The organism is Bradyrhizobium sp. BR14999, from assembly GCF_056106085.1.
In genome coordinates, this window is the sequence record NZ_CM148536.1 from 5,958,392 (window position 1) to 5,983,313 (window position 24,922).

The window sequence follows — 24,922 nt, forward strand, 5'->3', positions numbered from 1 at the left end:
TTTCAGATTAGGTCCGACAGCTAAACGTCAGATCACCAACAGCATTCTCAGCGCGAAGTAGATCCACATCACCAGCAGCACCAGCACGCCGGCGAGCCAGATCGTGGAGCGGCGGCCGAGATCGTTGGAGGAGACGAACACGGCGGCATGGGCAAAGCGCGCCACCACGAACAGCCAGGACATCAGCACGATGAAGAGATCGGCATGGCGCAACGGCAGCGCCAGCGCTATCAGGGCGTAGAACAGCACCGGCAGCTCGAACTGGTTGCGGTAGCAATTGGCGATCTGAGTGGCGTCCTTGGGCCAGTTCGGCTCGCCGAGTGCAATGTCGCGGATCTTGGTCTCGCCGGAGACCAACGAGCGGCGGCGCGCGAAGACCATGCCGATCAGGAGTGCGAAGGTGAGACCGACCTGCACGAAGACAGGCAGCAGGACCATTTGGACGGACATCGGAACTTTCCCGTAAGGCGGAACGCCGCGGACCGTCATTAGCCGCGACTTCTGACGCTGACAATCAGCGAGTTGAACCGGTGTTCCCGCTCTTGCGACCAACCGCTGATTGTTAAAGCAATTTCGCCCCTTTTTCGGGGCGCAAGGCGAGAGCCCGCCATGAACACCCTCTCAAGCCAGATCGCCAGCCTGATCGGCTCGTCGGCCGAATCCGCTGACGGCCAGCTCGGCATCCTGATGTCGGCGCTGGCAGGCATCGCCACGGCGCTCGCGGTGGCGCTGGCAATGACGGTGTACTTCCGCCTCGGCTACCGAAGCAGGCGCGATGTCGTCAGGCACGGCCTCGCCACGCTCGCCGCCATCGCCCTGCTCGCCTTTGCCGCCTACGACATGCGTCACGCCGCCCTCGCCTATCTCGGCCTCAACCCGTCCAAGCCGGCGGTCGAGTTCGAGATCCGCATGCCCAGGGAGATGCTGGCGGCGGTCACCGACAGCCAGATCGAGCTGCACACCGACCGCAACCAGACGCTGGCGCTGGTCGACGGCGTGCGCGACCTCTCCGACGGGCGCGCGCTGCTGCGTGGCGCGGTGGCGCTCAACCACCGTACCGCCGACCGCGTGCTGGTGGTGAGCCTGCCAGGAAAGGGCACGTTCGAATTCCGCCTCCGCCTGCACGCCGAGCCGCATCGCTCCGAGCAGTTCGGCCCCTGGCACCTCGCCGACCGCATCGCCTCGCCGCTGGCCGGCCCCGTCGCCCCGCAGGACAGCTACACGATCCGCTATCGTGTGCTTTAAACTTTGTTCGTTGCGATGCATGCCCGTGCCGTCATCGTTCCGACGCGCGACAACGGGTATGATGGTCGCATGTCCGAATTTCGCCTCACGCAGATTTCCGACACCCATCTCGGCCGGCGCTTTCCCGGCCTGATCGCCAACTTCCAGCGCGTCAGCGAGCACATCGACGCCAACCGGCCCGATCTCATCGTCAATACCGGCGATGTCTCGTTCGACGGCCCGACCGGCCGCGACGATGTCGTATTCGCGAAAAGCCTGCACGACGCCCTGCCCGTCGCCTGCCGCTACCTGCCCGGCAATCACGACATCGGCGACAATCCGACCATGATCGGACCGGCGCCGAAGCCGCCGGTCAGCGAGGCACACCGCCGGCAATTTTGCGACATCATCGGCGAAGATCACTGGTCATTCGAGGCCGCGGGCTGGCGCTTCATCGGCCTCAATTCCCTTGTCATGAATTCAGGGCTCGCCTTCGAGACCGAGCAGTTCGACTGGCTGGCACGGGAGCTCGCGCGCACCGCCGGGAAGCCGGTCGCGCTGTTCCTGCACAAGCCGGTGTTTCTCAACCTGCCCGACGATGCCGAGATGGCGGAGACCGCGATCCGCTACGTGCCGCAGCCGGCCCGGGCGCGATTGATCGAGATGTTTGCGCATGTCGATCTGCGCCTCATCGCCAGCGGCCATGTGCATCAGCGGCGCGACTTCACCTATCGCCACACCCGCCATGTCTGGGCGCCGTCCACCGGCTTCGTCATCAACGACGCGCGCCAGGACCGGATTGCGATCAAGGAAGTCGGGCTCGTCGAGTACCGTTTCCAGCCTGACAGCCTCGAGGTTCACCACGTCAGGGCCGCGGGCCAGATCGATGTCGATATCGAGGAGATCCTCGCCCAGATGGGCGGCGAGCACTAGCGCGAACTTGGCGGTTCAGGCGACGCTCTTGAGGTCCTGCTGGATCGCGGCCAGCAGGGATTGCAGCGCCGCACTGTTTACCGGCTTGGTCTCGGCGATCGCGGGCTGGACCATGGTTGGCTGCGCAGCCTTGACCGGACGCTTCGGGAATGGCGGCGGTGGCGGCGGCATCGCGGGACGAACGACATCGCTCTCCTCGTCAACATGCACGAACTTGCCATGGATGACGTCGTCGCGCCGGCCCATGACGAACATCGCCACCCAATAGCTGGCCGCCAGCACGATGACGCAGAAAACACTGATCTCTAACATCGCAACACCTAAAATATGCGCGATGATTCAATGCCTTCGCCTTGGGGTCAATGAACCGGCGGTCACACCTGCGGGTTTTACGAACAGGTGTGGCCGATCGGTGACTCTTTCTTAACCATTTCCGCCCCCTCGGTGGCTCGAAGCGGCGGTTCAGGCCTTATCCGGCCCCACCCGCACCAGCTGCTTGCCGAAATTGGCCCCCTTCAGCAGCCCCATGAAGGCGCCGGGCGCGCTCTCCAGACCCTCGGTGACAAACTCCTTGTATTTCACCTTTCCGTCGCGGACCCAGGCCGACATGTCGCGCAGGAAGTCGCCGTGGCGGGCGGCGAAGTCGGAGACGATGAAGCCGCGGAAGGTCAGCCGCTTGGTCAGGGTCGCACGCATCATGCTGGCGGCCCATTTCGGCGGCTTGGCCTCGGTGTCGTTGTAATGCGCGATCAGGCCGCAGACCGGCACGCGGGCGAATGGATTGAGCAGCGGGAACACCGCCTCGAACACCGCGCCGCCGACATTCTCGAAATAGACGTCGATGCCCTTCGGGCAGGCGTCCTTCAGCTTGGCCGCGAGATCGGGGTTGCGGTGATCGATGCAGGCATCGAAGCCGAGTTCCTTGACGACGTAGTCGCACTTGTCCTTGCCGCCGGCGATGCCGACCGCGCGGGCGCCCTTGATCTTGGCGATCTGGCCGACGGCGGAGCCGACTGCACCGGAGGCGCCGGCGACGACGACGGTCTCGCCCGCTTGCGGTTTGCCGATGTCGAGCAGGCCCGTGTACGCCGTCATGCCGGGCATGCCGAGCACGCCGATCGAAGTCGAGATCGGACCGAGCTTGGGATCGACCTTGATCAATCCCTTGCCGTTCGAGATGGCGTGGGTCTGCCAGCCGGAGCGGATGCGCACGATGTCGCCTACCGCGAAATCAGGATTGTTGGAGGCCGCGACCTCGCTGACCGCCTCGCCTTCCATCACGCCGCCGATCGGCACCGGTGCGGCATAGGACGGCCCCTCACTCATGCGCCCGCGCATATAGGGATCGAGCGACAGCCAGATCGTGCGCAGCAGGACCTCGCCTGCCGCAGGCGTCGGAACAGCGAATTCCTCCAGGCGAAAATCGGACGGCTTGGGCTCGCCGACGGGACGCGCGGCGAGAACGATGCGTTTGCCTTGGGACATGGCTTCCTCCACTTTTCTGTCATTGCGAGCGAAGCGAAGCAATCCAGTTGCGTCAACACAAAAGCTCTGGATTGCTTCGCTTGCAATGACGAGCTTGCGGCAGGTGCGAACCACAAACACGCTGTCATCGCCCGCCCTGTGCGCAGTTGCGCACTGGGGCGGGCGATCCAGTACTCCGAGACGGTTGTGACTGAGTGGAAGGGCCGCGGCGTACTGGATGCCCCGCCTTCGCGGGGCATGACGCCGTCATTTTGGTACGAGCGAGCGACTAACCCCCGCCCGGATAGTTCGGGCTCTCGCGCGTGATGGTGACGTCGTGGACGTGACTTTCGCGCAGGCCTGCTCCGGTGATGCGGACGAACTGGGCCTTCTGGTGCAGATCCTTCATGTCACGCGCACCGACATAGCCCATCGCGGCGCGCAAGCCGCCGGCGAGCTGGTGCATAACGTTGCCGACCGGGCCCTTGTACGGCACCTGGCCCTCGATGCCCTCAGGCACGAGCTTGAGCGCGTCCTTGATGTCCTGCTGGAAGTAGCGGTCGGCCGATCCGCGCGCCATCGCGCCGACCGAGCCCATGCCGCGATAGGCCTTGTAGGAGCGGCCCTGCCACAGGAACACTTCGCCCGGCGTCTCGTCGGTGCCGGCCAGCAGCGAGCCGACCATGGCGATGTCGGCGCCGGCTGCGAGCGCCTTGGCGAGATCGCCGGAGAACTTGATGCCGCCGTCGGCGATGACGGGAATGTCGGACTTCTTCGCAGCTTCCACCGCATCCATGATCGCGGTGAGCTGCGGCACGCCGACGCCGGCGACGATGCGGGTGGTGCAGATCGAGCCCGGGCCGATGCCGACCTTGATGCAATCCGCACCCGCGTCGATCAGTGCCTGCGCGCCTTCGGTGGTGGCAACGTTGCCGGCAACGACCTGCACGGAATTGGAGAGACGCTTGATGCGGTTTACGGCGTGCAGCACGTGGCGGGAATGGCCGTGCGCGGTGTCGACGACGACGAGGTCGACGCCGGCATCGATCAGCCGCTCGGTGCGCTCGAAGCCGGTGTCGCCGACGGTGGTGGCGGCAGCGACGCGCAGGCGGCCCTGCGCGTCCTTGCAGGCGAGCGGATGGGCGACCGCCTTCTCCATGTCCTTCACGGTGATGAGGCCGACGCAGCGATATTGCTCGTCGACCACGAGCAGCTTCTCGATGCGATGCTGGTGCAGCATCCGCCGCGCCTCGTCCTGGCTGACGTTCTCGCGCACCGTGACGAGATTTTCGTGCGTCATCAGCTCGGAGATTTTCTGCTGCCGGTTCGTCGCAAACCGCACGTCACGGTTGGTGAGAATGCCGACCAGCTTGCCGGGCGTGGACTTGCCGGCGCCGGTGACGACGGGAATGCCGGAGATGCCGTGATCGCTCATCAGCTTCAGCGCGTCATCGAGCGTCGCCTCGGGGCTGATCGTGAGCGGGTTCACCACCATGCCCGATTCGTAGCGCTTGACCTGCCGCACCTGGGCGGCCTGCCCTTCGGGATCGAAATTGCGGTGGATGACGCCGAGGCCGCCGGCCTGCGCCATGGCGATCGCCATGCGCGCCTCGGTGACAGTGTCCATGGCGGAGGCCATGATCGGGATGTTGAGCGGAATGGCGCGGGTGACGCGGGACCGGATGTCGACCTCGCCCGGCATGACCTCGGACAGGCCCGGCTTCAGCAGCACGTCGTCGAACGTGAAGGCTTCGCGAATGCCTTGAAGTTGCACCGTGGCCATCTGCCAACTCCTTCCTGCGGCCCTGCCGCAAATGCTTATGGATGAGCGCCGCCCTCGGCGTACCTTGCGGCAACGCCGGAGAATCGGAGCCCATCGGTGGGGTTGACGCGGGTCGATAGCACGGCTGCGTGACGAATCAAAGCAATTCGGACCGCCGGCCAGCCATGCACAGGCTTTTTAGGCAAATTCGGCTGGGACAGCCCCGCGGCGCCCCCACCCATCGTCATTCCGGGGCGCGACGAAGTCGCGAGCCCGGAAGCCATTCCCCAGCGATTCCTACGGCCCAATGGATTCTCAGGTGCGCAATTGCGCACCATAGCCCGCGCCAAGCGGCGCACCCCGGAATGACGAGGGAGAGGGTCACACCGTTGTTACGCGGGACTTAGGTGCTATGCGTTGATCCGCAATGGTCCCCGGCAGGAGGCGGTGATAAGCCGCAAGTCCGCCCCTCCTTCCGATTTTCATTACCAATCCGTCATGGTCGACAAGCAACGCGTCATTCCGCTGATCGTGGCCACCGCGCTCTTCATGGAGAACATGGACTCGACGGTGATCGCGACCTCGCTGCCGGCGATCGCGGCCGACATCGGCACCAGCCCCCTGACGCTGAAGCTCGCGATCACCTCCTACCTGCTGTCGCTGGCGGTGTTCATCCCGGCGAGCGGCTGGACCGCCGACCGCTTCGGCGCGCGCATGGTGTTCGCGATCGCGGTCGGCGTGTTCATGGTCGGCTCGGTCGGCTGCGCGCTTTCGACCTCGGTCACCGACTTCGTGTTCGCGCGCATCCTGCAAGGCATGGGCGGGGCGATGATGACCCCGGTCGGGCGTCTCGTGCTGCTGCGCTCGGTCGACAAGAGCGCGCTGGTCAATGCGATGGCCTGGGTGACGGTCCCTGCCCTGATCGGCCCCGTGATCGGGCCGCCGCTCGGCGGCTTCATTACGACGTACGCCTCCTGGCACTGGATCTTCCTGATCAACATCCCGATCGGGCTGCTCGGCATCTTCATGGCGCTGCGCTTCATCGACCCCATCAAGAGTGAGACGCAGGAGCCGTTCGATCTCTACGGCATGGTGCTGGCGGGCATCGGGCTTGCCGGCATCGCGTTTGGTCTCTCCGTCGCCGGGCTCAACCTGCTGCCCTGGAGCACGGTTGCGGCCCTGGTCGTGGGCGGCGCGATCTCGATGACACTGTATGTCCTGCACGCGCGGCGGACGGGATCGCCGGTGCTGGACTTTTCGCTTCTGAAGCTGCCGACGCTGCGCGCGGCCATCTTCGGCGGCTTTCTGTTCCGTCTCGGCATCGGCGCGCTGCCGTTCCTGCTGCCGCTGTTGATGCAGATCGGCTTCGGCCTGTCGCCATTCCACTCGGGCCTGGTCACTTTTGCCTCCTCGCTCGGCGCCATGGGCATGAAGACGCTGGCGGCGCGCCTCATCCGCACCTTCGGCTTCCGCAACCTGATGACGGTGAACGCGGTCGTCAGCGCGTTCTTCCTCGGCGTCTGCGCCCTGTTCACGGTGACGACACCGCTGCTCATCATCATGGTGATCCTGGTGGTGGGTGGCTTCTTCCGTTCGCTGGAGTTCACCGCGATCAACACGGTCGCCTATGCCGACGTCGAGACCGCGCAGATGAGCCGCGCCACCACGCTGGTCAGCGTCAACCAGCAGCTCGCGGTCTCAGCCGGCGTCGCCGTCGGCGCGGCGTGCGTCGAGACGACGATGTGGTTCAGCCATGTCAGCGAGCTCAACGCCACCGTATTCGCGCCGGCCTTCGTCGTGGTGGCGCTGACCTCGGCAGCATCGAGCTGGTTCTTCTGGCAGATGCCCGTTGATGCCGGCTACGAGATCTCCGGCCGCAAGGCGGTGGAGATCGCGAGCCGCAAGGGTGCGGGCAAAGGCGCAGCCAAGGCTGCCGTCAAGGTGGCGACGGAGGACACGCAGGACGTGCGGGATCAGCGGCTGGGGTAACGGAAAGCAGGATGCCGGCTCTCCCCCGGACAAGAGTCCAAAACAGCCCCCTGCACAGCAGCCGATCATTTACATCTTTCCGAAATTAGCTTTGACCTGACCCTCGTGGACCACGCGAAAAGGATAGTCCGAAGCGAGGTCGCCGAGTGGCTTCTTGCTCCCGCGCGTACCCCTGTGGCGCGAGGTCGAACGAACGCCCGCGGAACGGCGGGCATGTGGATCTCTCCAGCCAACGCGATCGCTCAGAGGCGCCCCATCAGCACGCGCGCGTTCACCGAGATGAACGCTCGTTTATGTTCGTGACTCTTGTTCCTCGCCGGCGCGCGCTTGCAACTTTTGCCCTTCGGCAATGTTGGCACGATGTCGAAACACCAACGTAAGGAGGGACGCGCATGAAAAAGACCGCACTTGTCCTGGCAACCGTCGGCGCGCTCGGCGTGAGCGCGCTGGCGGCACCGACGCCGGCGGAGGCTCGCTGGCACGGTGGTTTTGGGCCGGCGCTGGCAGGCGGATTGCTCGCAGGTGCCCTGATCGGCGGCCTCGCCTCGTCCGCTTACGCCTACGGTCCGGGCTACGGCTACTACGGGTATCCGGGCTATTATGACGACTACTACGCACCGGCGTATTACGGCGGTTACTATCCGTGGGGCGGCTACACCAGGACTTACTACAGCACCAGTTACGCCCCTGCCTACTACGGCTACCGCTATCACCGTGTCGTGCGGCCGGCCTTCGCCTATTACGGCGGACCGTTCCCGCGGCGGCACTTCTATCACCATCGCTGGCACCCTTACTGGTGAAGCGACGCGGCAAGAGAAGGGCTGGCGCGAGGCGCTGAGCCTGCAAAGTGGATTTTTGGTCGATGTCTTTATCGCTTCGATCAAGAGAGTCCCGCGCGCAGTATCACCGAAACGGAACCGCGCGACTCTCCCGCCTGATAGGAACGATGGCATCGGCGCATCGTTCACAGGCATCGGAAAACTCGAATGAGGGCTCGTTTGTCTCGAGCCCCAAGCTTCGAAGGTTCCCCATCAACGGATGCTGCAAAGCAAATGGAGGAGGTTCAGGTGAACACGAGAAAGAACAGGTTCCTATTGACCACAGCTGTGCTGCTCGCCGGCGTCAGCCTGGCATCGGCTCAAGGCATGCGTGAAGGCGCCGGTGGCGGGATGAGCGGAGGCGCGGCCGCTGGTGCGGAATCCGGCCGATCGGGCGGCGGAATGTCGCATGGTGCAGGTGGTGCCTCTCACGGCGAAGGAATGACCCAGGGCCGCGCAGGTGGTCGGGCCGAGGGCCCCGCTGCGGCGCCGTCGCGTTCTGAGCGTAGCGAGGGAATGCCTGCTAGTGGCAAGGCCGATAGGGGCGAACGTAAGGCCGTCGATCAGGGCCGCGGCGCCCGCGACAACGCGCGTCAGTCCCAATCTGAAGGCGAGAAGCGTGGCAAGGACCAAACCGTTGGTCAGAGCCGAGGCGGCCCCGACCAAGCGCGTCAGTCCAGGTCCGAGCGCGACAAGAGCGGAATGAAGGACCAAACCACCGGTCAGAGCCGCAGCGACCGCGACGCTACGCGTCAGTCGCAAGGCGCAGAACAGGGTAGGAGCGCGACCACAGGCGCTAACACCAAGGACAATGTCCAAGGCAAGAAGGCGCAGGGTCAGAGCACGACGACGACTGGCGCGAACACCAAGGACAATGCCCAAGGCAAGAACGTGCAGGGTCAGAGCACGACGACGACTGGCGCCAAGGGCAACGCCCAGGGCCAGAGCGCGCCAACGACTGGCGCGAACACCAACAACGCGCAAGCCCCGAGTGCCCAGCAGGGCACGACGACCGGCGCCAACACTCAAGGACAGGTCAACACCCAGGCGCAGGCCCAGGGTGGGACTACCCAGAGCTTGTCCGGCCGCGTGCAAGTGAGCGCACAGCAGCAGACAACGCTGCAGCAATCGGTGTTGAGCTCACGCAATGTGGATCGCGTGCGGGTCAACTTCAATTCCATCAACTTCCGGATCAATACTGGCGTGGTGGTGCCGCGGAACATCTCCGTGGTCGCCATCTCGACATTCCCGGTGCTGATCGACATCTATCCGGCCTATCGGGACGACAGCTTCTTCGTCGTGGATGATGAGATCATCGTCGTCGACCGAAGCCACAGGATCGTCGACGCCATTCCCGCCGGCCCAAGGACGCACTTCGCCCGGCGCGGCAGCGTGAGCGGTGGCGGCGGCAACATCGCCGCGCTGGATCTCAGCCCCGACGATATCCGCATTGTTCAACGGGTGCTGATTGAACGCGGCCTGATGTCTGGCCAAGCAGACGGCATCCTCGGGCCCGCTACGCGCGAAGCGCTGATCACCTTCCAGAGACGGGAAGGTTTCCAGACCACCGGCTCGATCGATACCCGGACGGTCGCTGCACTAGGCGTCTCCAACCAGATCCGCGCCACGCAGGGCCAATCGACGACCACTGGTCAGGGGGCGACTGGCCAGTCGACGCAGCAGAACACGACCGGGCAAAGCACCGATCAGACCAACGCGCCGGCGCAGCAGAACCAGACCAATGCGCCGGCACAGCAGAACCAGACCACCGGACAGGCTGGGCAGAACCAACCATCCACAACCGGACAGGCCCAGCAGAACCAACCGGCGCCGTCGGGCCAGGCAGGCACACAACCGCCTGCTGGTCAGACCACCGGACAGGCGCCGGCCCAAAGCAACAGTCAGTCTACCAACCAGCCCAGCAACACGCCGTCTGGGCAAACCAACCAAAATAATGCCCCGCCGCCTTCGACGTCGGGTCAGCCGGCTCAGAATCAACCCAACCGGTAAGATGCCCCCAAAGCCCCGCCTCTGGCGGGGCTCTTTTTTACGGCCTGCACGGCGCCCCGGGGCGATGCGGAGCATCGAACGCGGAATCCACTTTGCCGCAGGAATACGCGGAGAAATGGATTCCGGGCTCGCCTCTGCGAGGCGCCCCGGAATGACAGAGCTTGTGGTTATGCCTTCGCCTCGCCCCGAAACCCCGTCGCCAGCACGTAGCGTTCCGAGGAATCCTGCCGGCTCGCGGCGGGCTTGACATGGCGCACGGTGGCAAAATCGCGCTTGAGCTGGGCGAGCAGGTCGGCGTCGGCGCCGCTCTGGAACGTCTTGGCGAGGAACGTGCCGCCGGGCTTGAGCACGTCGCAGGCGAACGCGGCCGCGGTCTCGACAAGGCCAACGATGCGGAGTTGGTCGGTCTTGCGGTGGCCGGTGGTGTTGGCGGCCATGTCGGACATTACGACGTCGGCGCCGCCACCCAGCATCGCGGTGAGCTTCTCGGGCGCGTCATTGTCCATGAAATCGAGCTGCGCGAAATCGACGCCGGGAATTTCGGGCATCTCCAGCAGGTCGATCGCGACGACCTTGCCCTTGCCTTCGGTAGAGCCGACGCGCTTGGCCGCGATCTGGCTCCAGCCGCCGGGCGCGGCGCCAAGATCGACCACGGCCATGCCGGGCTTCAGAAGACGAAACTTGTCGTCCATCTCCAGGAGCTTGAACGCCGCGCGCGAGCGATAGCCCGCCGCCTTGGCCTTGGCGACATAGGGATCGTTGAGCTGCCGCTCCAGCCACAGCTTGGACGAGAGCTTGCGCTTGCCGCCGGTCTTGACCTGGACGTGCAAGCGGCCGGTGGTGTCTTTCGCCATCTCACCAGCTCCTGAGCGCGCCGTCCTCGCGCATCATCTCGACCAGCATGCCCTCGCGCAGGCCGCGATCGGCGACGCGCAGGCGCGGTAGCGGGAAGGCGTGCCTGATCGCATCGAGGATGGCGCAGCCGGCCAGCACGAGGTCGGCGCGCTCGACGCTGATGCAATTGTTGCCGGCGCGCTCCTCGTAGCTCATGCCGAGCAGCTTGTTCGTGGTCGCGGTGATGTCGGCATCGTTCATCCAGATGCTGTCGATGCGGCGGCGATCATAGCGCGCGAGGTTGAGATGGATGCCGGCAAGCGTCGTCACCGTGCCGGAGGTGCCGAGCAGATGCATGTCGGTGAGATCGCGGCCGTGCTCTGCCGCGAACGGCGCGACGTGATTGGCGACCTCGCGCTCCATCGCGGCATAGATTTCCGGCGTGACGTCGCGGCCGCCGAACTGCTCGGCAAGCGTGACCACGCCGAACGGGATCGACATCCAGGCCCGGATCCGCGGCTCCGGATTTGTGGGATCGCGCTCGATCCGCACCAGTTCGGTCGAGCCGCCGCCGATGTCGAACAGGATCGCGCCGCGCCCCCTGGGATCGACCAGCGGCGAACAGCCGAGTACGGCGAGCGCCGCCTCGGTCTCGCGGTCGATCACCTCGAGCTCGATGCCGGTCTCGGCCGCGACGCGGCTGCGGAAACCTTCCGCATTCGAGGCCGCGCGACAGGCTTCGGTCGCGATCAGCCGCAGCCGCCGCGCCTTGCGCAGATTGATCTTGTCACGGCAGATGCTGAGCGCGGCGACGGCGCGCTCGATCGCGGCATCGCTGATGCAGCCCGTCGCCGAGACGCCCTCGCCGAGCCGGATGATGCGCGAGAAGGAATCGACCACGCGAAAGCCGTCGTGGGTCGGACAGGCGATCAGGAGCCGGCAATTGTTGGTGCCGAGGTCCAGCGCCGCATAGACGCCGGTTCCCGACTGTGCGGGGACGACCGGTCCAGTGGCCAATGCCACCGCCGCCATCGCCCCCTCCAGCTCACCGTGCAGCCCGTGGCCATCGCGGAGCCGCGTGTGGTCATTCATACAAACTGTCTTTCCGCGGCCCGTTGGGCCGATCTGGAATTGCTTTTTCGCCTGAAACATTAGCAGCGCGGCAGGTCTGCGCAACATCGCATCACATGGGACCATGTCCATTCGTGCGTTGTCGTGAACGGGGGCGTGGGTTATCTGAGGGGGGTCCGGTCCCCCGCTGCCGCGAAAATGCGCAAATACCGGCTTTTCAGGTCTTTCCCATGCAAGAACACACCAAATCGTCCACGCTCGAAAACGCTATTGCACTGCAAAAATATGGCGTCGGGCAGCCCGTCCGCCGCAAGGAGGACGACACACTGGTGCGCGGCAAGGGCCGCTACACCGACGATTTCAACCTACCCGGCCAGGCCTATGCCGTGATCGTCCGTTCCACTCACGCCCATGGCATCATCCGCGGCATCGGCATTGACACCGCCAAGGCGATGCCAGGCGTGCTGGGGGTGTGGACCGGCACGGATCTCGATGCGGCCGGCTACGGCCCCTTCACCTGCGGCCTGCCGCTGAAGAGCCGCGACGGCTCGCCCCTGCTCCAGACCAACCGTCAGCCGCTGGCGACCGACAAGGTCCGCTTCGTCGGTGATCCCGTCGCTTTCGTGGTGGCAGAGACGCTGGCGCAGGCGCGCGATGCGGCCGAAGCCGTCGAGGTCGACGTCGAGCCACTGCCGGCAGTGACCGACCCTGAGGAAGCGGCCAAGCCCGGCGCGCCGCAGCTCTATGACCATATCCCTGATAACGTCGCGCTCGACTACCACTATGGCGACATGGAGAAGGTGAACGCGGCGTTTGCCAGCGCCGCCCATGTCACCAAGATCGACATCGAGAACACCCGCGTCGCCGTGGTCTCGATGGAGCCGCGCGTGGGCCTTGCCTCCTACGACAAGACGACCGAGCGCTACACGCTTCAGGTGCCGACGCAGGGCGTCGCCGGCAACCGCGCCAACCTCGCCAAGAACCTGAAAGTGCCGAACGAGAAGGTGCGCATCCTCACCGCCAATGTCGGCGGCTCCTTCGGCATGAAGAACATCAACTATCCCGAATACATGTGCATCCTGTACGGGGCGAAGGCGCTGGGTCGGCCGGTGAAATGGCTGGACGAGCGCTCCACCAGCTTCCTCTCCGACAGCCACGGCCGTGCGCAAAAAATCCACGCCGAGCTCGCGCTCGATGCCGAGGGGCATTTCCTCGCGGCGAAGCTGTCCGGCTACGGCAATCTCGGCGCTTACATCACCGGCGTTGCGCCGGGGCCGCTCTCGCTGAACACCGGCAAGAACTTTTCCAGCGTCTATCGCACGCCGCTGATGGCGGTCGACATCAAGACAGTGCTGACCAACACCACGCTGATGGGCGCCTATCGCGGCGCCGGCCGGCCCGAGGCGAACTATTACATGGAGCGGCTGATCGACCGCGCCGCCGCCGAGATGGGCATCAACCGGCTGACCTTGCGCAAGCGCAACTTCATCAAGCCGAACCAGATGCCGTTCCCGGCCTCCTCCGGCGTGACCTATGACAGCGGCGACTTCCAGGCCGTGTTCAACAAGGCGCTCGAGATCTCCGACCACGAGAATTTCTCCAAGCGCAAGAAGGAGAGCAAGAAGGCCGGCAAGCTGCGCGGCATCGCGGTCGGCTCCTATCTCGAGGTCACCGCACCGCCGAGCCCGGAGCTCGGCAAGATCGTGTTCGATGCTGACGGCAGCGTGCAGCTCATCACCGGCACGCTCGACTACGGCCAGGGCCATGCCACCCCGTTCGCGCAGGTGCTGTGCGATCAGCTCGGCGTTCCCTTCGAGCGCGTCAAGCTCGTCCAGGGCGACAGCGACATCGTCCACACCGGCAGCGGCACCGGCGGTTCGCGCTCAATCACCGCGAGCGGCATGGCGATCGTGGGCGCCGCCAAGCTTGTGATCGAGAAGGGCAAGCGCGCAGCCGCGCACATGCTGGAAGCATCCGAAGCCGACATCGAGTTCGCTGACGGCAGCTTCACCATCGCCGGCACCGACCGCAGCATCGACATCATGGAGCTCGCCAGGAAGCTGCATGACAGCAAGACGCCGGAGGGCGTGCCCGACAGCCTCGACGTCGACCACACCAGCGAGCCGGTACCCTCGGCGTTCCCGAACGGCTGCCACGTCGCCGAGGTCGAGATCGATCCGGAGACCGGCGTGGTGCAGATCGTGCGCTACAGCGCGGTCAACGATTTCGGCACGGTGATCAATCCGATGCTGGTCGCGGGCCAGCTCCATGGCGGCGTCGTCCAGGGCATCGGCCAGGCGCTGATGGAGCACGTCCGCTACGACGAGAGCGGCCAGCCGATCACGGGCTCGCTGATGGACTATGCCCTGCCGCGCGCAGAGGACGTGCCAAACATGACGGTCGGCGATCACCCGATGCCGGCGACGACCAATCCGCTCGGCAGCAAGGGCTGCGGCGAAGCCGGCTGCGCCGGCAGCCTGTCGACGGTAGTGAATGCGGTGCTCGATGCGCTCTCCGACTACGGCATCAAGCACATCGACATGCCGCTGACCCCGGAGCGGGTATGGCGCGCGATCCAGGAGGCGAAGGCCAAGGCGGCGTAAGGGCCTCTTTCGCAGACGATCACTCGCCGCCGCCACACGCACAACTGTCATCGCCCGACTTGATCGGGCGATCCAGTACTCCGAGGCAGCAGTTGCTCACGGATGGGTCGCGGCGTACTGGATGCCCCGGTCAAGCCGGGGCATGACACCGCGTTTTGTGGTGACAGGCTTGCCTTCTCCATTACGCCGCCGCCTGCTCACGTGGCTGGTAGATCGCGGTGTGCTGGCAGTGCGCGAGTGGCGTCGTGCCGTTGGCAACGACGAGCGCGTCGAGCTCGACGAAGCGGTGGCCTTTCTTCTCGTAGTTCTCGGTGACTTTTGCCCGCGCGGTGATCTCGTCACCGATGCGTGCGGCTGACAAGAGCTGCATGCGGCTGCCGACGTGGATCCACGGGCCGAGGATGGTGTTGTCAACCAGCACGCGGTTCATCACCCGCTGGATCAGGCCGGGATGGCCCAGGCCCTCGCGCGCGAAGATCGGATCGGTCTCCCTGATATCCGCGAGATAATCGGTCGCATCCTGTCCCGCCCAGCGGCGCGGCGTCGTGCCGAACCACTTGCCGATCTCGAACGTCGTCGGGCTGACCGGCTTGCGCTCGGCAACCGCGGGGACCGCGACATAGTCGCTCAACGACACCGCAGGCGGGGCCGCCGGCAGCGAGGCCGTTCCGGTCGCGCACAGCTCAGTGCGGCTGAATACTTCGATCGTGAGCAGGCCATTGTGCTCGGTGGCGTCGACATCGGCGCTCTCGCCGTCATAGACCGGTTTGATGAACCGCGCCTCGACCAGCCCGCGCGACAAGAAATCGCGACCCCAGCGCGCCAACGGCACGTGCATCATGTAGGCGAACACATCGACGCCCGGCACCAGCCCGCCCTCGAAGCCGAAACGGCGCGCCACCGTGTCGTCATGCATCTTGTTCTCGGACTGTTTTGCGGTGTTGTAGGCCTCGACGCGATAGGTTTCGAGCCGGTTCGGCATGGGTCGCCTTCCCTGTGTTCTCATTGTTTCAGAGCGATCGTAGGCCCCAGGGAACACCGGTCAATCCCCTCGCCTTTGCGGCCCGAATGGGGTACCACGCGGCCAATGACTGACACCCCCACCCGCATCTATGTCGACGCCGACGCCTGTCCGGTGAAGGACGAAATCTACCGCGTCGCGCTCCGCCATGGCGTGCCCGTGAGCGTCGTCGCCGGCAATTTCATCCGCGTGCCGCAGGACCCGCTGATCGAGCGTATCGCGGCCGGCACCGGCATGGATGCAGCCGACGACTGGATCGCGGAGCGCGCCCGGCCCGGCGACGTCGTCGTGACATCAGACATTCCGCTGGCCAGCCGCTGCGTGAAAGCAGGTGCCGACGTGATCGCGCCGAACGGAAAACCGTTCACGGAAGAGTCGATCGGGATGACGCTGGCGGTGCGCAACCTGATGACGGATCTGCGTTCGGCCGGCGAAGTCACCGGCGGCCCGCGCTCGTTCGCGCCGCGCGACCGTTCCGCATTCCTCTCGGCCCTCGACCAGACCCTGCGCCGGATCCAGCGCCGCCGCACTGACGCGGCCGCAACGAGCCAGAGCTGACCATGGCGCCGCCGCTGATCCAACTGAAAGACATCAGGCTGACCTTTGGCGGTACGCCGCTGCTGAGCGGTGTCGAACTCAATGTCGCACCAAGCGAGCGCGTCTGTCTGATCGGCCGCAACGGCTCGGGCAAATCGACGCTGCTGAAGATCGCAGCGGGCCTCATCGAGCCCGATGGCGGCACGCGCTTCGTGCAGCCCGGCGCCACGGTCCGTTATCTGCCGCAGGAGCCGGATTTCGGCGAACTCAAGACCACGCTCGCCTATGTCGAGGCGGGGCTTGCGCCCGGCGACGACCAGCACCAGGCGCGTTATCTCTTGGAGCAGCTTGGCCTCACCGGCGAGGAGAATCCGCATAATCTCTCCGGCGGCGAGGCCCGCCGCGCGGCGCTCGCCCGCGTGCTGGCGCCCTCGCCCGACATCCTGCTGCTGGACGAGCCGACCAACCATCTCGATCTCTCCACCATCGAGTGGCTGGAACAGGAGCTCGACAGCCGGCGCAGTGCGCTGGTGCTAATCAGCCACGACCGCCGCTTCCTCACCAATCTGTCGCGCTCCACCGCCTGGCTCGATCGCGGCAAGATCAAGCAGATCGACCGCGGCTTTGCCTCGTTCGAGAGCTGGCGCGACGAGGTGCTGGCGGAGGAAGAGCGCGACCAGCACAAGCTCGACCGCAAGATCGTCGACGAGGAGCATTGGCTGCGCCACGGCGTCTCCGGCCGGCGCAAGCGCAACGTCAAGCGCCTCGCCAATCTGCATGCCCTGCGCGACCAGCGCCGCAATTATCGCGGCACCGCCGGCAGCGCCAATCTCGCAGCGGCGGAAGCGGAGCAATCCGGCAAGCTGGTGATCGAGGCCAAGGGCATCACCAAGGCTTATGGCGAGCGCAACATCGTCGAGAATTTTTCAACCCGCATCCAGCGCGGCGACCGGCTCGGCGTCATCGGGCCGAACGGCGCCGGCAAGACCACGCTGGTCAATCTGCTGACCGGCGGCGCGCAGCCTGATACCGGCACCGTGCGGCTTGGGGCCAATCTGGAAATGGCCACGCTCGACCAGCACCGCGAGAGCCTCGATCCCAAATCGACGCTAGCCGAAGCGCTCACCGGCGGCCGCGGCGACCAAATCATGGTCGGCGGCAAGCCGAAGCATGTCGTTGGCTACATGAAGGACTTCCTGTTCGCGCAGGAGCAGCGCGGCACGCCGCTGGAGGTGCTCTCCGGCGGTGAGCGCGGCCGACTGATGCTGGCCCGCGCGCTGGCAAAACCCTCGAATCTCTTGGTGCTGGACGAACCGACCAACGATCTCGACCTCGATACGCTCGACGTGCTCGAGGAGATGCTCGGCGATTACGAGGGCACGGTGATCCTGATCAGCCATGACCGCGACTTCCTCGATCGCGTCGTCACCTCCGTGATCGCGCCTGAGGGCAACGGCAAATGGATCGAATATGCCGGCGGTTACAGCGACATGCTGGCGCAACGCGGCGCGGACCTGAAGCGCGACACGGCGAAGGCGCAGGCGCAGACACCGGCGGAGAAAAAAGAGGAGCGCGCTGTTGCTCCCGCTCCTGCATCAAAACGGCGCCTGAGCTTCAACGAGAAGCACGCGCTGGAAACGCTGCCGAAGAAGATCGAGACGTTGCAGGCCGACATTGCAAAACTGCAGCACGTGCTCGACGATCACAACCTCTACGCCAGGGATCGCAAGACGTTTGACGACACCTCAGCCGCTATCGCCAAGGCGCATGAAGAGCTGTCTGCCGCCGAAGAGCGCTGGCTCGAACTGGAAATGCTCCGCGAAGAGATTGAACAGGCTTAAATTATGACCACTCCCCTCGCTGCTAAAATCGCCCGCGAATACGGCACCCCCTGCGCCGTCATCGACATGGACAGGGTCGAGCGCAACATCGCGCGCATCCAGAAGGCGTGCGACGACGCCGGAATCGCCAACCGTCCCCACATCAAGACGCACAAAAATCCGACCATCGCGAAAATGCAGGTCGCGGCGGGGGCGAAAGGCATCACCTGCCAGAAGCTCGGCGAGGCCGAGATCATGGCCAATGCCGGCATCGACGACATCCTGATCAGCTACAATCTGCTCGGCGACGAGAAGATGGCGCGGCTCGGCGCGCTCCAGGCGAAGGCGAACATGACGGTCGCCGCTGATAATTCGACCGTCGTTGCAGGGCTGCCCAAGGCCGCCGCCGCATCAGGCCGCCCACTCTCGGTCGTGGTCGAATGCGACACCGGCCGCAAGCGCGCCGGCGTCGAGACGCCCGCCGAAGCGGTTGCGCTGGCGCGCGAGATCGCGGCATCCAAGGGGCTGCAATTCGCCGGCTTCATGCTCTACCCGACCGAAACGGGCTGGGCTGACGCACAGAAGTTTTACGACGAGGCGCTGGCCGGCGTGCGCGCGCATGGGCTCGAAGCGAAAATCGTCTCGACCGGCGGCACGCCGAACCTGAAGAACCTCGGCAAGCTCAAGGGCGGCACCGAACACCGCTTCGGCACCTATATCTACAACGACCGCATGCAGGTCGCCGCCGGCGTCGCCAGCTGGGACGATTGCGCTCTGCACATCTATTCGACGGTGGTGAGCCGCGCCGCGCCCGAGCGCGGCATCCTCGATGCCGGCTCGAAGACGCTGACCTCGGACACCGGCGGGCTCGACGGCCACGGCCTGATCCTGGAGCATCCCGAGGCGAAGATCGCGCGCTTTGCCGAGGAGCACGGCTTCCTCGACCTCTCCCGCAGCAACACGCGCCCCAATGTCGGCGACGTCGTCCGCATCGTGCCGAACCATGTCTGCGTCGTCGTCAACATGATGGACGAGGTCGTGATGGTGCGCGGCGAGGAGATCATCGGCACGCTGCCGGTCGCGGCACGGGGGAAGCTGCGGTAGGGGCGCGCTGCTCCCACAGCCGTCATTGCGAGGAGCTCTTGCGACGAAGCAATCCAGACTACCTCCGCGGATGAATTCTGGATTGCTTCGCTACGCTCGCAATGACGATGGTGAGCTAGCGAGCCATTTCAGCACGCCCCTGCCCGCGGCCCCGCCGGTCGCAAACGAGGCCTGCAGCAGATAGCCGCCGGTCGGCGCTTCCCAGTCCAGCATCTCGCCGGCGGCGAACACGCCGGGCAGCTTGCGGATCATGTAATCCGCGTCGAGTTCGTCGAAAGAGATGCCGCCAGCACTGGAGATCGCACGCGCGATTGCCGCCACGCCGGTGAGCTTGATCGGCACGGCGTTGATGAGCTCGGCCAATCGTTGGGGCGGCATTGCCGACAGCGATTGGCCGGCGCCAGCTGCGGCCTCCTGCAACAACCCAACGGCGATGGGCGAGAGCTGCGCAGCCTTGCGCAGGAAGTTGGAGAACGACTGTTTGCCGCGCGAGGCGGACAGGCGCTCGACGAGTTCGGCCTCACCGACATCCGGGCGCAAGGCGACGTGCAGCACCGCCTCGCCATTCGCCGCGATCGCCTCACGCAATTCGGCCGACAGCGCATAGATCGCCCCGCCTTCGATGCCGGCCCGCGTGATGATTGCCTCGCCGCGCAGGCTGTGCGGACCGAAGTTTAGCGCAATCCCTTTGAGCGGCTGCCCTTCGAAGCGGGACCGAAAGACATCGGACCAGGCGACGATGAAGCCGCAATTGGCAGGCCGTAGCGGCGATATCGCGATGCCTTTGTCCGCCAGAATTGTCGTCCAGCCGCCATCGGAGCCAAGCCGCGGCCAGCTTGCGCCGCCGAGCGCCAGCACTGTCGCTTTGGCAGCGATGACAGCCGTTCCATGGCGCGTTTGAAACCGGAGCCGCCCCTCGCCATCCCAACCGGTCCAGCGATGACGAAAGGCGAACCGCACCCCGGCAGCATCAAGGCGCCGAAGCCAAGCGCGCAGCAAGGGCGAGGCCTTGAACGCCTTCGGGAACACCCGCCCGCTGCTGCCGACGAAAGTCGGCTCGCCCAGCGCCTCGCTCCAGGTGCGCAGCGCGTCGGGCGGAAAGGCGTCGATGGCACCCTTCAGCTTCGGCGCCGCGGCGCGATAGTGCGCCATGAACTGCGGCAGCGGCTCGCTGTGGGTGAGATTGAGCCCGCCGCGGCCGGCCATCAGAAACTTGCGGCCGGCGGACGGCATCGCGTCATAGACGGTGACCCGGGCGCCGCCCTGCGCCAGCACCTCCGCCGCCATCAGCCCGGCGGGACCGGCGCCGATGACGGCGACGGCTGTCAGAGCTTTACCCCCGCCCGCGCCGCGGCCTGCGCCACGTACTTCTGCGTCTGCTCGAACGCCCCCGTCAGCGCCTTGGCCTTCGACATGTCGCTGATCTCGGCAAAATGCGCGGCGACCGCGTCCGGCGTCCATTCGGGCTCCGGCAGGTTGATGCCTTCGCTCTCCAAGATCTTGATCACCGCGAAGGAGCCGGCGCCGGCGCCCATGATGGTGCGGGTCGGCGCATCCTCGCTCAGCATGTACTCGACCGCGGGCGTGATCGCGTTCGGCTTCATCAGTTGCAGCGCCTGCGGCGGCAGCAGCTCTTCGGTCATGCGGGTCGCCGCCGTCGGCGAGATGATGTTGACGCGAATGTCGTTCTTGCGGCCTTCCTCGGCCAGCACGTTCATCAGGCCGACCATGCCTGATTTCGCCGCGCCGTAATTGGCCTGGCCGAAATTGCCGTAGAGGCCGGAGGATGACGTCGTCAGCACGATGCGGCCGTAATTGCGGTCGCGCATGCCGGCCCAGGCCGCCTTGCAGCAATAGAAGGTGCCGACGAGATGCACGTCGAGCACCTTCTGGAAATCGGCCGCTTCCATCTTGCCAAACGACTTGTCGCGCAGGATGCCGGCATTGGCGCACAAGAGATCGACGCTGCCCCACTCCTTGGTGGCGCGCTCGACCATGGCGGTGACCTGCTCGAAGTTGGAGACGTCGGCGCCGTCGGCCATCGCGGTGCCGCCGGCTTTGCGGATCTCCTCGACCACGGCCTCGGCCGGCGACAGCGAGCCGCCGGTGCCGTCACGCGCGCCGCCGAAATCGTTGACCACGACCTTGGCGCCGCGGCTGGCCAATCCCAACGCATGCGCGCGACCCAGACCATTGCCCGCGCCGGTGACGATGGCGACGCGTCCGTCGAACCTGATTGCCATGAGTAAGGGTCTCTATTCTTCTTCCCTTCTCCCCTTGTGGGAGAAGGTGGCGCGAAGCGCCGGATGAGGGGTCTCTCTCTACAGATGCGCTCGCGGAGAGAGACCCCTCACCCGCCTCGCGTTCCGCGAGGCACCCTCTCCCACAAGGGGAGAGGGTGAAACCCCGCTCTGGGTTTCCTTTTTGAGCAGCGATGGATGGCCGGGTCAAGCCCGGCCATGACGGCTTGGGCTTACTCGAAGTAGATCAACCCGAGCCAGTCCGCAACCAGCGCGGGCTTGTCCTCGCCTTCGATCTCCACCGTGACGTTGGTGCGGGACTGCAATTCGTTCGGCTTGCGCAGCTTGGCTTCCGCCAGCACGAAACGGCCGCGGACGCGCCTGCCGGAGCGCACCGGCGAAATGAAGCGCAGCTTGTCGAAGCCGTAGTTCACGCCCATCGTGGTGCCCGCGATCACCGGCATCACCTCATAGGACATGATCGACATCAGCGACATCGTGAGAAAACCGTGCGCGATGGTGGTGCCGAACGCGGTTTCCTTCCTCGCCCTTTCAGGGTCGACATGGATGAACTGGTGATCCTCGATCACGTCGGCATAGGTGTCGATGCGGGGCTGATCGATCAGGTGCCACGACGACACGCCGATCTCCTTGCCGACCATGGACTGATAGGCGTCGAGCGTAATCGGCGGCTTCTTCCAGACTTCGTTCACTTAGGTCTCACTCCGTGTTTTCGCCAGCTCCGGAAAATCCTCCTCGCGGAATTCCCGGCCGCGCAGCGGATCGGTGCGGTCGTCGTCGCGCTCCAGCCTGCGTAGCTGCACGCGGCGGATTTTTCCAGAGATCGTCTTCGGCAGCTCGGTGACGATTTCGAGGCGGCGGATGCGCTTGAATGGTGCGAGACGCGTGTGCAGGTGCTTGAAGATCGACAGCGCGGTCTCGGGCGAGCGCTCTGCGCCCGACGCCAGCAGTACGAAGGCCTTGGGGACCGCGAGCCGGATCGGATCCGGGCTCGGCACCACGGCGGCCTCGGCGACGAGCTCATGCTCGAGCAGCACGCTCTCCAGCTCGAACGGGCTGATTCGGTAGTCGGACGATTTGAACACGTCGTCGGAGCGGCCGACGAAGGTGAGATAGCCATCCTCATCCGCGAACACGACGTCGCCGCTGCGATAGAGCTCGCCTTCCGCACCGGAGAGCTTGCCGTCATCACTCTGATAGCCCTGCATCAATCCGGCGGGACGGTTCACGCCCAGCACCAGCGTCACCTCGCCCTCCTTCGCCGGGTTGCCGTCGGCATCGCTGATCTGCACGCGATAGCCCGGCAGCGGCCGGCCCATCGAGCCGATCTTGATAGGCTGGCCCGGCGAATTGCCGGCGAGTGCAGTCGTTTCAGTCTGGCCGTAGCCGTCGCGGATGGTCAGCCCCCAGGCGGCCTGTACCTGGTCGATCACTTCAGGATTGAGCGGCTCGCCGGCGCCGCAGACCTCGCGAAGCGACACCTTGAACGATGCGAGATTCTCCTGGATGAACAGCCGCCACACCGTCGGCGGCGCGCATAGCGTGGTGACGCCACTGCGGCCGATGGTGGCGAGCAGGCCCTTGGCGTCGAAACGCGGCTGGTTGACCACGAACACGGTCGCACCCGCATTCCACGGCGCGAAAAAACAGCTCCAGGCATGCTTGGCCCAGCCGGGCGACGAGATGTTGAGATGGACGTCGCCGGGCTTCAGCCCGATCCAGTACATGGTGGAGAGATGGCCGACCGGATAGCTGCGCTGACTGTGCCGCACCAGTTTTGGTTTTGCGGTCGTGCCCGAGGTGAAATAGAGCAGCATCGGGTCGTCGGCCTTGGTCGGACCGTCAGGCGCAAAGCTCTCCGAAGCGGTCGCCGCCTCGTCATAGGCCAGCCAGCCATCGGACGTCGTGCCGACCACGATGCGGACGATACTCTCGGTACCGAGGCTGGCGAATTTCGCGACCTGGTCCTCGGCGGCCACCACCGCCTTCGCCTTGCCGCGATCGAGCCGATCGCGCAGTTCTTCTGCGGTGAGCAGCGTGGTCGCGGGAATCACGACGACGCCGAGCTTCATCGCCGCCAGCATCGTCTCCCACAGCGGAACCACATTGCCGAGCAGCAGCAGGAGATGATCGCCGCGCTTCAAGCCCTGCGCGCGGAGGAAGTTTGCGACCTGGTTCGAGCGCTTCGAGAGAGTCGCGAAAGAGAGCTTGGTCTGCCGGTCCTGCGCGGCATCGACGATCCAGAGCGCAGGCCTGTCCCTGCTCTCCGCATTCGTCGCGAGGTCGGCATCGAACCAGTCGAGCGCCCAGTTGAAGGGAACCGGATCGGGCCAGCGGAAGCCCTTGACCGCTGTCTCGTAATCCGTGCGGTGCTTTAGCAAAAACGCGCGCGCTTCCTGAAATGTCGTCATGATCCGGGCCCGTCGAATTGACCTTCGACTGTAGCCCGGATGGAGCGAAGCACAATCGGGGGACGGTCGCGCCAATTGAAAGAGCTGTCCCGGATTGCGCTTCGCTCCATCCGGGCTACGAGCAAAGCCTCGCTATTTTCCAGCGAGGCTGCGAACGTGCTTGATAATTCCGGAAAAATCCACCCCGCCCTGCCCGGCTGCGTCGAAAGACTGATAGATCTCCTGCGCATGCTTGCCGAGCGGCGTCGCCGCACCCGCGGCTTTCGCGGCGTCCTGCGCCAGCGTCAGGTCCTTCACCATCAGCGCCGAGGCAAAGCCCGGCTTGTAATCGTTGTTGGCCGGCGAGGTCGGCACCGGGCCCGGCACCGGGCAATAGGTCGTCAGCGACCAGCACTGGCCCGACGAGGTCGAGGCGACGTCGAACAGCGCCTGATGCGAGAGCCCGAGCTTCTCAGCCAATGCAAACGCCTCGCTCACCGCGATCATGGAGATGCCGAGGATCATGTTGTTGCAGATCTTTGCGGCCTGCCCCGCGCCGGCGCCGCCGCAATGCACGATCTTCTTGCCCATCTTCTCCAGCACGGGCTTCGCCGCCGCGAAGGCACTCTCCTCGCCGCCGCACATGAAGGTGAGCGTCGCGCCCTTGGCGCCACCCGTGCCGCCGGAGACCGGCGCATCGACCGAGAGCACGCCGTACTTGGCGGCCAACGTATGCGCCTGCCGCGCGCTCTCGACGTCGATGGTGGAGCTGTCGATGATCAGCGCCCCCTTGGCCATGGCAGGAACGACCTCGTTCCAGACGGAGAGCACGTGCTTGCCGGCCGGCAGCATGGTGACGACGACGTCCGCGCCCTTCACAGCACCCGCAGCGCTGTCGGCAATGCTGGCGCCGTCGGCCTTGGCTTGCGCGCGCGAGGCCTCGACGAGGTCGAAGGCGACGACCTTGTGGCTGGCCTTGACCAGGTTGGCGGCCATCGGGCCGCCCATATTGCCGAGACCGATGAATGCGATCGTGGCCATTGTCGTTTCCTCCGCTTGAGATGTCTCGCTGATTATAGAT

At 65.4% G+C, this 24,922-nt stretch carries 21 protein-coding genes; 9 read left to right on the forward strand and 12 right to left on the reverse strand.

The genetic code is table 11. The features are described 5' to 3' along the window. Nucleotides 1-27: 27 nt before the first annotated feature. Nucleotides 28-450, reverse strand: coding sequence for an MAPEG family protein (locus tag ACR9YP_RS28005; RefSeq protein WP_438108963.1), 423 nt, complete (start codon nucleotides 448-450; stop codon nucleotides 28-30). Nucleotides 451-609: 159 nt separating this feature from the next. Here ACR9YP_RS28005 and ACR9YP_RS28010 point away from each other — a divergent pair, with 159 nt between their 5' ends. After that, entirely contained in the window at nucleotides 610-1,245 is a 636-nt protein-coding gene (locus ACR9YP_RS28010) for an acriflavin resistance protein (protein WP_438108965.1), read from the forward strand. Between the two features lie 69 nt (nucleotides 1,246-1,314). After that, complete coding sequence (locus ACR9YP_RS28015; protein WP_438108967.1) at nucleotides 1,315-2,157, forward strand: metallophosphoesterase family protein; 843 nt, start codon at nucleotides 1,315-1,317, stop codon at nucleotides 2,155-2,157. Nucleotides 2,158-2,172: 15 nt separating this feature from the next. On the opposite strand, the gene ACR9YP_RS28020 is transcribed toward ACR9YP_RS28015, so the two are convergent. The 3 genes from ACR9YP_RS28020 to guaB form a co-directional block, all read right to left on the reverse strand. Beyond that, nucleotides 2,173-2,469: a hypothetical protein gene (locus ACR9YP_RS28020; protein WP_438108969.1), complete on the reverse strand. Its 297-nt coding sequence runs from the start codon at nucleotides 2,467-2,469 to the stop codon at nucleotides 2,173-2,175. A 150-nt stretch (nucleotides 2,470-2,619) separates the two neighbouring features. Beyond that, nucleotides 2,620-3,642, reverse strand: coding sequence for an NADP-dependent oxidoreductase (locus tag ACR9YP_RS28025; RefSeq protein WP_438108970.1), 1,023 nt, complete (start codon nucleotides 3,640-3,642; stop codon nucleotides 2,620-2,622). A 268-nt stretch (nucleotides 3,643-3,910) separates the two neighbouring features. Next, on the reverse strand, nucleotides 3,911-5,404 hold the full coding sequence (guaB, locus tag ACR9YP_RS28030; protein WP_128934348.1) for an IMP dehydrogenase: 1,494 nt from the start codon (nucleotides 5,402-5,404) through the stop codon (nucleotides 3,911-3,913). Between the two features lie 477 nt (nucleotides 5,405-5,881). Between guaB and ACR9YP_RS28035 the strand changes: the two genes are divergently transcribed. The 3 genes from ACR9YP_RS28035 to ACR9YP_RS28045 all read left to right on the forward strand — a co-directional run bounded on the left by ACR9YP_RS28035 (nucleotide 5,882) and on the right by ACR9YP_RS28045 (nucleotide 10,200). Next, a complete protein-coding gene (locus ACR9YP_RS28035; protein WP_438108971.1) occupies nucleotides 5,882-7,372 on the forward strand; it encodes an MFS transporter in 1,491 nt (496 codons plus the stop codon). 392 nt (nucleotides 7,373-7,764) lie between these two features. Further along, on the forward strand, nucleotides 7,765-8,172 hold the full coding sequence (locus ACR9YP_RS28040) for a hypothetical protein (RefSeq protein ID WP_438108973.1): 408 nt from the start codon (nucleotides 7,765-7,767) through the stop codon (nucleotides 8,170-8,172). Between the two features lie 267 nt (nucleotides 8,173-8,439). Beyond that, nucleotides 8,440-10,200, forward strand: coding sequence for a peptidoglycan-binding domain-containing protein (locus ACR9YP_RS28045; RefSeq protein WP_474217632.1), 1,761 nt, complete (start codon nucleotides 8,440-8,442; stop codon nucleotides 10,198-10,200). A 167-nt stretch (nucleotides 10,201-10,367) separates the two neighbouring features. On the opposite strand, the gene ACR9YP_RS28050 is transcribed toward ACR9YP_RS28045, so the two are convergent. Then, nucleotides 10,368-11,054, reverse strand: coding sequence for an RlmE family RNA methyltransferase (locus ACR9YP_RS28050; RefSeq protein ID WP_438108977.1), 687 nt, complete (start codon nucleotides 11,052-11,054; stop codon nucleotides 10,368-10,370). Nucleotide 11,055: 1 nt separating this feature from the next. After that, nucleotides 11,056-12,126 (reverse strand): Ppx/GppA phosphatase family protein, encoded by a 1,071-nt coding sequence (locus ACR9YP_RS28055; RefSeq protein WP_438108979.1) that lies wholly within the window; start codon nucleotides 12,124-12,126, stop codon nucleotides 11,056-11,058. A 209-nt stretch (nucleotides 12,127-12,335) separates the two neighbouring features. Between ACR9YP_RS28055 and ACR9YP_RS28060 the strand changes: the two genes are divergently transcribed. Continuing rightward, a complete protein-coding gene (locus ACR9YP_RS28060; RefSeq protein WP_474217633.1) occupies nucleotides 12,336-14,708 on the forward strand; it encodes a xanthine dehydrogenase family protein molybdopterin-binding subunit in 2,373 nt (790 codons plus the stop codon). A 181-nt stretch (nucleotides 14,709-14,889) separates the two neighbouring features. On the opposite strand, the gene ACR9YP_RS28065 is transcribed toward ACR9YP_RS28060, so the two are convergent. Continuing rightward, on the reverse strand, nucleotides 14,890-15,690 hold the full coding sequence (locus tag ACR9YP_RS28065; protein ID WP_438108982.1) for a hypothetical protein: 801 nt from the start codon (nucleotides 15,688-15,690) through the stop codon (nucleotides 14,890-14,892). A gap of 105 nt (nucleotides 15,691-15,795) precedes the next feature. On the opposite strand from ACR9YP_RS28065, the gene ACR9YP_RS28070 reads away from it, so the two are divergent. From ACR9YP_RS28070 to ACR9YP_RS28080, 3 genes are read left to right on the forward strand one after another with little or no spacing between them, the layout of a single operon-like run. Continuing rightward, the gene (locus ACR9YP_RS28070) at nucleotides 15,796-16,287 is read left to right on the forward strand and encodes a YaiI/YqxD family protein (protein ID WP_474217635.1); all 492 of its coding nucleotides are present in this window, start codon (nucleotides 15,796-15,798) and stop codon (nucleotides 16,285-16,287) included. A gap of 2 nt (nucleotides 16,288-16,289) precedes the next feature. Next, on the forward strand, nucleotides 16,290-18,107 hold the full coding sequence (locus tag ACR9YP_RS28075) for an ABC-F family ATP-binding cassette domain-containing protein (protein ID WP_474217636.1): 1,818 nt from the start codon (nucleotides 16,290-16,292) through the stop codon (nucleotides 18,105-18,107). A gap of 3 nt (nucleotides 18,108-18,110) precedes the next feature. After that, the gene (locus ACR9YP_RS28080) at nucleotides 18,111-19,190 is read left to right on the forward strand and encodes a D-TA family PLP-dependent enzyme (RefSeq protein WP_474217638.1); all 1,080 of its coding nucleotides are present in this window, start codon (nucleotides 18,111-18,113) and stop codon (nucleotides 19,188-19,190) included. 90 nt (nucleotides 19,191-19,280) lie between these two features. Here ACR9YP_RS28080 and ACR9YP_RS28085 read toward each other — a convergent pair whose 3' ends face one another. From ACR9YP_RS28085 to mmsB, 5 genes are all read right to left on the reverse strand, one after another. Further along, on the reverse strand, nucleotides 19,281-20,519 hold the full coding sequence (locus tag ACR9YP_RS28085) for a BaiN/RdsA family NAD(P)/FAD-dependent oxidoreductase (RefSeq protein ID WP_438110795.1): 1,239 nt from the start codon (nucleotides 20,517-20,519) through the stop codon (nucleotides 19,281-19,283). Next, nucleotides 20,516-21,433 carry an SDR family NAD(P)-dependent oxidoreductase gene (locus ACR9YP_RS28090; protein ID WP_474217640.1) on the reverse strand — a complete coding sequence of 306 codons (918 nt, stop codon included), beginning with the start codon at nucleotides 21,431-21,433 and terminating at the stop codon, nucleotides 20,516-20,518. Before ACR9YP_RS28090 ends, ACR9YP_RS28085 begins: the two co-directional genes overlap by 4 nt. 230 nt (nucleotides 21,434-21,663) lie before the next feature. Further along, the gene (locus tag ACR9YP_RS28095; protein WP_438108987.1) at nucleotides 21,664-22,143 is read right to left on the reverse strand and encodes a MaoC family dehydratase; all 480 of its coding nucleotides are present in this window, start codon (nucleotides 22,141-22,143) and stop codon (nucleotides 21,664-21,666) included. Then, nucleotides 22,144-23,862 carry an AMP-binding protein gene (locus tag ACR9YP_RS28100; protein ID WP_438108989.1) on the reverse strand — a complete coding sequence of 573 codons (1,719 nt, stop codon included), beginning with the start codon at nucleotides 23,860-23,862 and terminating at the stop codon, nucleotides 22,144-22,146. Between the two features lie 132 nt (nucleotides 23,863-23,994). After that, a complete protein-coding gene (gene mmsB / locus ACR9YP_RS28105; protein ID WP_438108990.1) occupies nucleotides 23,995-24,882 on the reverse strand; it encodes a 3-hydroxyisobutyrate dehydrogenase in 888 nt (295 codons plus the stop codon). Between the last annotated feature and the right edge of the window lie 40 nt (nucleotides 24,883-24,922).